Annotated in this window: 1 pseudogene; it reads right to left on the reverse strand. The window is 23.4% G+C overall.

The annotated features are described in order from the left end of the window. A pseudogene (locus OL66_RS04250) lies at window positions 1-201 on the reverse strand (hypothetical protein); the annotation flags it as partial. Between the last annotated feature and the right edge of the window lie 132 nt (window positions 202-333).

A 333-nucleotide genomic window follows, 5' to 3' on the forward strand; every position in this document is an offset into this window, starting at 1 on the left:
ATGACTTAAATCTTTACAATATAATAATCCTGTAAAAGACCAAGATAAAAGAGGTATTAAAGTTTTTAAAAGATAATTCAGTAGAAAAAAAGCTACTTTATTAATATTTATTTTTTCAAGCAAAAAAATATCATAATCAGCTAAAATCCAAAAATGTCCCAAAGTAGTTACAAATTCACAAAACAGATAAATAAAAAGCATTAAATAAGCTTTCTTAAATCCAAAGAAAAACCCTAAATAAAATAAAGGTACTAAGGCCAGATTAAAATAAGCTTTATAAGTTAAAGGAGACCTAAAATAATCATATAGCCCCATTTGTTTAGAAAAATGAAA

The organism is Chrysanthemum yellows phytoplasma, from assembly GCF_000803325.1.
Taxonomy (GTDB): domain Bacteria; phylum Bacillota_I; class Bacilli_A; order Acholeplasmatales; family Acholeplasmataceae; genus Phytoplasma; species Phytoplasma asteris.